Genomic DNA, 6,994 nt, shown 5'->3' on the forward strand with positions numbered 1-6,994 from the left:
CACAAAGGAGAGAGTATGAATTTCAAAGAAAAACTTGTACACATTAAAGAAGTGTCTTTGCAGTGGATTGATGAAAATAAAAAAGTAGTTATACCTACTGGTAGTGTAGTAATAATAGGTTTAGTGCTGATTATGAATATGAATTTAATTCAAATTTCTTATTTTAAGATAAAAGAAATGCCGGCTCAGGTTGTCAATATTCTTACTAAGGCGAAGCCTCGAGAATATACACATTTTTATTTCAAGCAAGGGCTTGAATACTTAGTAACAGATTTATCTGAAGTGAGTCAAGAATTTCTAGAAAAGTATTTCGTAAACTTTGATGAAGCTACGAAAGAGAGAATACTTATAAAGTATAATAAAGAAGGCCTATTATTTAAGGACCAAAAGGCTTTGTTTGATGAAGTCATAAGTAAAACGCCATCAAATAATTTAAAAGAATATATGAAGCGCTTAGACATAGTCACTTTTGAAAGAGCGCTTGAGGCTTATTTTGGTAGCGAAGCAAAACTTACACAGGACAAAGTGGAAAGTCTTTATAAATTGCTTTCATTAAAAGGTGAGAAACTTCCACTAGAGCAGTTTGAAATTAATGTTTATGAGCTTTTATCCTTCCCCCATAAAGGTGATATAGAAAGCACATCTATTAAACTCTTAGATTATATAGAAGCAACGCGTGTTAAAGAAGTTCTTTTTACAGAACTTAAAACAAAGGAGATTGAACTTGAGACGTTAGGCTTATGGGTGGATATTTTAAATAAGAAACGTATCATTACGACATCAGAATATGTAGCATTTACAAATTACAATGGTATGATTAAACGTTTACAGGAAGAACTTAAGCAAATAGAACTTCAAGAAGTTGACTTAATGAATATGAAGCAAAGTGTTGATGTACAGACGGAAATGATAGTGAATGAAGTTCAAAAGGTTACTAAAGAGATTGCAGATTTAAATAACCAAATTGCATCTTATACTCAAGAAGTAAGTGAACTAAAAACCTATAAAGAAGTAGACCTTTATATATTAGATCGCTATGAAAATGGAGAGTATGAGGCTGCAATACCAGAAAAAAGTTGGCTTTTTGGAACTTATAAACCAGGTAGTCAGAAAGTAAGACTCAAATTAACTAGATCTAATGTAGTAGATGTAGGGGTACAGTCTTTTAAGGCATACAATAAAGGAAAACTAGATGATGGTTCCATCTATTATATAGAAGTTTCTAATGAACAGCTTACACATATTAAAGAAGTTGAAGATAAAATACAGACAGATAATCAGTCTATATCTGCTAAGCAGAATGAAGTGAATAAACTTAATCAAGATATTGCACAAATACGTAAGACTAATAATTATGATTCTACCCTTAGTTTACTAGAGGAATTAGAACTTAAAAAATCTAATATTGCATTAGATATTGAAAAGAATAGACTTGCTATCCAACAATTGTTTGGAATAGGAAATATCTTGGTATAAATCTATTGCCCTAGGAAATAATAACAGAAGACTATTTCCATTTAAGGAGGCATCAAGATGAAAGCAAGCGTAGATAAAGATACATGTATTGGATGTGGACTTTGTCCAGCTACATGCCCAGAAGTATTTTCTTTAGAAGATGATGGTTTAGCTGTGGCTATTGAAGGTGAGATTCCAGAAAATGTACAAGGTGATGCAGAAGCAGCTAGAGATGGCTGTCCTGTAAGTGCTATTGATATTGAAGATTAATGGTGATAAAAAGCGCCCTATTATAGGGCGCTTTCTTTTTTATGCTTCTTCTAATATAGCAAAACCGACTACGTTAGGACCTGTATGGACACCCATAGATGGACCTACCGTCTCCAGTGAAATGAGATTAAGATTAGGATGACTTTTTAATTCTTCTAAAAGAGCGTAGCCGTCTTTAAGTGCATCTCCTTGAAGTATCCATAAACTGCATTTTCCTTTATCTAAGTAGCTAAGGATAATTTGTTTTACTTTAGATAGAGCTTGTTTCCTTCCTCGTGCTTTACAATATGTAAAGAGTAAACCCTCATCGTTAGAAGAAATAATAGGTTTAAGGCTAATAAGTTCCCCTAGTGTTGCTGTTGCTTTACCAAGGCGTCCGCCGCGTTTTAAGTATTCTAAAGTATCAAGGGCAATATAGCCATGTGTACGTTTTCTTACATCTTCAAGTTTAGTTAAAATACTTTCTACGTTTTCACCAGCTATAGCTAATTTTCCTGCTTCTATTGCAATAACACCTTGAGGATAACCTAAAGTAAGAGAATCAAAGAAATGGAAGTTAACATCTGTATGATGTTCACCTAAGATTTTTAAAGCATTAAGTGTTCCAGAGAGGTTAGAAGAAACAGTGATGATAATAAAATCAGTGAAGCCTTCAGCTTTAAGTTTAGCAACTTGCTTTTCGCAATAAGCTAAGTCAGGGAGAGAAGTAGAAGGGATTTCTTTTTGAAGATTTGCATACATTTCTTCAGAGGTAATTTCTATCTTATCAAGAAATTCTCTTTCTTTATAGATAATGCGTATAGGGAACATAGTAATGTGATACTGATTAAGTGTTTCAAAGGTTAAATCTGAACAGCTGTCTGTAATAATAGCGATTTTCTGCAATGTAAGTCTCCTTTTAAGTGGGTAATTTTATAATTTAAGAATAACTTATAAATATGAACAGAAAATGATTATATAAAAACCAATAGATGGTAAAAGTAGGTTGACAAAACAATTGTTTGGATATATCATAATATAAAAAATATATTAAATAATAATTGTTGTTATGTATATAATGAAAGGGTGTATAAGTATGGATCAGACAGCTTTATTTACAATGAGTTATGGTGTATATGTATTAGGAACAAAGTTAGAGAATAAGTTAAATGCTTGTATCATTAATACAGGTATGCAAGTAACTTCTATACCTGAACAAATTAGTATTACAGTAGCAAAGACAAATTTGACACACGATATGGTGAAGGCATCAGGCCAATTTAGTTTAACAACTTTGTCAGAAGTAAGTGCATTAGAAAATGTAAAAAGATTTGGTATGCAGTCAGGCCGTGATGTTAATAAGTTTGATGGGATTGATTATAAGGTAGATGTATTAGGTAACCCTTATATAGAAGATGGCGCTGTTGCAGTACTAACCGGAAAGGTAACACAAACTGTAGATGTAGGAACACACACTATTTTTATTGCAAGCGTAATAGATGCTAAAGACTTTAAAGAAAATAAACCTATGACTTATGCAGCGTATAGAGAGTTAAAAGCTCAATCTATGCCGCCAACTACTAAAAATGAAAAAATATATGAATGTACAGTTTGTCACTATGAATATAATGGAGAGATTCCTTTTGAAGAGCTTCCAGATGACTATGTATGTCCGATTTGTAAGCAACCAAAAAGTGTTTTTAAACTTAAATAAAAAATTTTTAAAATGTAGTTGACAAGGGAAATTAACTTAGATATAATATGTATATAATAATTATTCTTAGTTACAAACAATTTGAAATAAATAATTTAAACAGTGGAGGGATTAGATTATGAAAAAATATGTATGTACAGTATGTGGCTATGTTTTCGAAGGAGATGCAGCTCCAGCTGAATGTCCAATCTGTCATGTAGGTGCAGATAAATTCACAGAACAATCAACAGAAGGTCTTGTATGGGCTGATGAACATGTTGTAGGTGTAGCACAAGGTGTAGATGAAAGAATCATTGAAGGTTTAAGAGCTAACTTTGAAGGTGAATGTTCAGAAGTAGGTATGTACTTAGCTATGGCTAGAGTTGCTCATAGAGAAGGTTACCCAGAAATTGGTTTATACTGGGAAAAAGCTGCTTATGAAGAAGCAGAACATGCTGCAAAATTCGCTGAATTATTAGGAGAAGTTCTTACAGCTTCAACAGAGAAAAACTTAGAAATGCGTGTAGCTGCTGAAAATGGCGCAACAGCTGGTAAAAAAGAATTAGCAACATTAGCTAAACAATTAGGTTTAGATGCAATTCATGACACAGTGCATGAAATGGCTAAAGATGAAGCTCGTCACGGTAAAGCTTTCGAAGGTCTTTTAAACAGATACTTCGGTAAATAATAAATAATTAGAATAAAGACTCCTAGTATCTACTGATACTAGGAGTCTTTTATAGTTATCAGAAAATAGCCTTAGATTATAAAATGTTACTATGAAATAGAAGTGAGGGAGATAAGGATGGGGATTATAAATTTGTTGTATAATCAGGCCACAAAAAAGACAAGCAATCTGTCAATACTAGATATAGAAGCGCATTTATTAAAAATATGTATAGACATCATGAAAAACTCATAGAACAACTAGTATCTGATTTAAGTAGTAAATAAAAAACTCATTTGAAGATACTGGTATGGCGGAGCTTAAAAGATTATGCTATAAGATTCATCTAAGGAAGTCATAATAAAGCTTTATATATGGTAAATAGGTAAGTGGAATAAAGTAGAACAAAAAAATAAAAATAAAAAAATGTAAAAAACCAGTTGACATCTGTCGTGTTATGCGGTATTATAATAAACGTTCCAAGCGATGTGGCGGAACACAAACAATATAGGCTCGTAGCTCAGGTGGTTAGAGCGCACGCCTGATAAGCGTGAGGTCGGTGGTTCGAGTCCACTCGGGCCTATACTTTTTAAAAATATTCCTCGATAGCTCAGCGGCAGAGCATTCGGCTGTTAACCGAAGGGTCGTAGGTTCGAACCCTACTCGGGGAGTTTCATATTTGCCGACGTGGCTCAATTGGCAGAGCAGCTGACTTGTAATCAGCAGGTTATCGGTTCGAGTCCGATCGTCGGCTTAATAAAAAAGACACCCTTTATCTGGATAGATGGCGGGTGTCTTTTTTGCATATCAAGATTTTGTTGGATCTACGAATAATTCTAATTGATTAGGTGGATTTAAGGTGAACATGATAAAAGCAGATATAGTAAGTAGAATGATGATAAGGCCTATCCATTGTGTAATAATAGGAAGTGGAGCAAGTGTGGTAAGTTTGTAAAAGATAAAAAAAGCCATGATAACTGATAGTATATAAATAGTAATGTCAAGCCAAAAAATACTCTTATCTGTAAAGTGTGTATAAGTGTAATAAAGCAGTCCGATAACAAGATTTAATATAATAGAAGAAATTCCTAAAGCAAATAAGTAATTATTTGCTTTATTTTTTATAAAAGGATATGCAATTAATGCATAAAGTATAAGGGAATAGAAACCTAGTTTAAAATGTTCCCACAAACTTTCATTAATAGGACTGAAGAGTGCAACAAAAGCATTACCATTACTTAATTCATACGTAAAATGTAAAAGACTACCTATAAGAAGAACAAATAAAGTGCCTATAATAGAAAATTTCTTCAACCTAAAGCCTCCTTCTTGTAAAATGCATAGGATAAGTTTATTGTTAGTAGTATATGCAGAAGGTTTTAATAAAAAACTTTAAAAGGAGATGTTATAATGAATAATTTTTATTATTCTATTCCTACTAAAATTCTATTTGGTAAGGGACAAATTGAGAATCTTGGACGGACAGTCAAGCAATATGGGAAAAGGGTTTTACTTATATACGGAGGAGGAAGTATCAAAAAAATAGGGCTCTATAATAAAGTTATGCAGCAACTAGCTGATAATGGAGTGGAGGTAGTAGAACTTAGTGGGGTAGAACCTAACCCAAGGATTACAACTGTTAATAAAGGTGCACAAGTTTGTAAAGAAGAAGGAGTAGATGTTGTACTTGCAGTAGGTGGAGGAAGTACGCTAGATTGTGCTAAGGTAGTTGCAGCTGCAGCAAATTATGAAGGGGATGCATGGGACTTAGTAAAGGATGCATCTAAGGTGAAGAAAGTACTTCCTATTATTACGGTACTGACACTAGCAGCAACAGGTTCGGAGATGGATGCTTATGCAGTTATTTCTAATATGGAAACAAATGAAAAGTTGGGAACAGGTCATGAAGAGATGAAACCTAAAGTTTCTATACTAGACCCTGAGTATACTTATAGTGTATCTAAATATCAGACAGCTGCGGGTACAGCAGATATTATGAGTCATGTTTTTGAAGAATATTTCGAAAGGAGTGAAGGGGCTTTCTTACAAAATCGTATGGCTGAAGCTATACTTAAAACATGTATTAAATACGGTAAAATTGCAGTAGAGAGTCCTGAAGATTATGAAGCAAGGGCTAACCTCATGTGGGCATCAAGTCTTGCGTTAAATGGACTTATGCATTATGGCAAAGCAGGTAGCTGGAGCGTACATCCTATGGAGCATGAGTTAAGTGCATTTTATGATATTACGCATGGGGTAGGCCTAGCTATTTTAACACCGCATTGGATGAAGTATGTATTAGATGAAACAAGTGTAGATAAGTTTGTAGAATATGGTGTAAATGTATGGGATATTGATAAGAACCAGGATAAATATGTAATAGCTAAGCAAGCTATTCAAAAGACTAGAGAATATTTCTTATCTCTAGAAATCCCTATGTCTTTAAGAGAAGTAGGGATTGAGGAAGAGAAATTAGAAGTAATGGCAAGACAAGCAACACGTTTTGGTGATATTAAAGGGTATAAAACATTAAGTGCAGAAGCGGTACTTGAGATTTTTAAAGCGGCTTATTAAAGGCGAATAAGCAAGTATAATAGCGTAAAATGCTTTTTAGAGCATTTTACGCTAAAAATTTTTTGTAGGCTGTATCCCTTATAAAATACAGCATTAAGTGATAAAATAGCAAAGGAAGTAGAAATAAGAAAAATAAAAAGTAAAAAAGGTGTTGACTTATAGCAAGGCATGACGTATACTAATACAAGTCAGCAGGGTACAGAGCCACTGACACACAGGGCTGAGGCCTTGATAAATAAGAAGAAATGAACTTTGAAAATAAAATAGTAACCATTAAACCAGTCGATTCATAAGTCACTTTAAGTGACAAGTCAGTACTACTTAACAGTACAAAATGTCAAGAGACAAACTTTTTT

General features: G+C 33.4%; 7 protein-coding genes and 3 tRNA genes. 8 read left to right on the forward strand and 2 right to left on the reverse strand.

Translation table 11 applies throughout. The features are described from left to right. Nucleotides 1–15: 15 nt before the first annotated feature. A complete protein-coding gene (locus ACLTBU_RS12590; RefSeq protein ID WP_337531990.1) occupies nt 16–1,476 on the forward strand; it encodes a hypothetical protein in 1,461 nt (486 codons plus the stop codon). Between the two features lie 57 nt (nt 1,477–1,533). Beyond that, a complete protein-coding gene (locus tag ACLTBU_RS12595) occupies nt 1,534–1,725 on the forward strand; it encodes a ferredoxin (RefSeq protein ID WP_177671780.1) in 192 nt (63 codons plus the stop codon). Nucleotides 1,726–1,764: 39 nt separating this feature from the next. On the opposite strand, the gene ACLTBU_RS12600 is transcribed toward ACLTBU_RS12595, so the two are convergent. Then, nucleotides 1,765–2,610: a DegV family protein gene (locus tag ACLTBU_RS12600; RefSeq protein ID WP_412219224.1), complete on the reverse strand. Its 846-nt coding sequence runs from the start codon at nt 2,608–2,610 to the stop codon at nt 1,765–1,767. Between the two features lie 190 nt (nt 2,611–2,800). Between ACLTBU_RS12600 and ACLTBU_RS12605 the strand changes: the two genes are divergently transcribed. The 5 genes from ACLTBU_RS12605 (at nt 2,801) to ACLTBU_RS12625 (ending at nt 4,818) form a co-directional block, all read left to right on the forward strand. Then, nucleotides 2,801–3,418: a flavin reductase gene (locus tag ACLTBU_RS12605; protein WP_412219227.1), complete on the forward strand. Its 618-nt coding sequence runs from the start codon at nt 2,801–2,803 to the stop codon at nt 3,416–3,418. Between the two features lie 118 nt (nt 3,419–3,536). Then, the gene (locus ACLTBU_RS12610) at nt 3,537–4,085 is read left to right on the forward strand and encodes an NADH peroxidase (protein ID WP_177671783.1); all 549 of its coding nucleotides are present in this window, start codon (nt 3,537–3,539) and stop codon (nt 4,083–4,085) included. A gap of 488 nt (nt 4,086–4,573) precedes the next feature. Further along, nucleotides 4,574–4,647: transfer RNA gene (locus ACLTBU_RS12615), tRNA-Ile, on the forward strand. Nucleotides 4,648–4,663: 16 nt separating this feature from the next. Next, nucleotides 4,664–4,735: transfer RNA gene (locus ACLTBU_RS12620), tRNA-Asn, on the forward strand. Nucleotides 4,736–4,745: 10 nt separating this feature from the next. Then, nucleotides 4,746–4,818 (forward strand) — tRNA-Thr (locus tag ACLTBU_RS12625). Nucleotides 4,819–4,871: 53 nt separating this feature from the next. On the opposite strand, the gene ACLTBU_RS12630 is transcribed toward ACLTBU_RS12625, so the two are convergent. Beyond that, a complete protein-coding gene (locus tag ACLTBU_RS12630; protein ID WP_177671784.1) occupies nt 4,872–5,378 on the reverse strand; it encodes a DUF6512 family protein in 507 nt (168 codons plus the stop codon). A gap of 96 nt (nt 5,379–5,474) precedes the next feature. Between ACLTBU_RS12630 and ACLTBU_RS12635 the strand changes: the two genes are divergently transcribed. Then, the gene (locus tag ACLTBU_RS12635) at nt 5,475–6,638 is read left to right on the forward strand and encodes an iron-containing alcohol dehydrogenase (RefSeq protein WP_412219230.1); all 1,164 of its coding nucleotides are present in this window, start codon (nt 5,475–5,477) and stop codon (nt 6,636–6,638) included. Nucleotides 6,639–6,994 lie beyond the last annotated feature (356 nt).

The sequence above is a fragment of the Zhenhengia sp. genome (genome assembly GCF_046966505.1).
GTDB lineage: Bacteria > Bacillota > Clostridia > Lachnospirales > Cellulosilyticaceae > Zhenhengia > Zhenhengia yiwuensis.

What these genes read in the sequence shown, in the direction of transcription:
- ACLTBU_RS12610 (WP_177671783.1), top strand. Translation starts at nt 3,537, where the DNA reads ATGAAAAAATATGTATGTACAGTATGTGGCTATGTTTTCGAAGGAGAT.
- ACLTBU_RS12595 (WP_177671780.1), top strand. Translation starts at nt 1,534, where the DNA reads ATGAAAGCAAGCGTAGATAAAGATACATGTATTGGATGTGGACTTTGT.
- ACLTBU_RS12590 (WP_337531990.1), top strand. Translation starts at nt 16, where the DNA reads ATGAATTTCAAAGAAAAACTTGTACACATTAAAGAAGTGTCTTTGCAG.
- ACLTBU_RS12605 (WP_412219227.1), top strand. Translation starts at nt 2,801, where the DNA reads ATGGATCAGACAGCTTTATTTACAATGAGTTATGGTGTATATGTATTA.
- ACLTBU_RS12635 (WP_412219230.1), top strand. Translation starts at nt 5,475, where the DNA reads ATGAATAATTTTTATTATTCTATTCCTACTAAAATTCTATTTGGTAAG.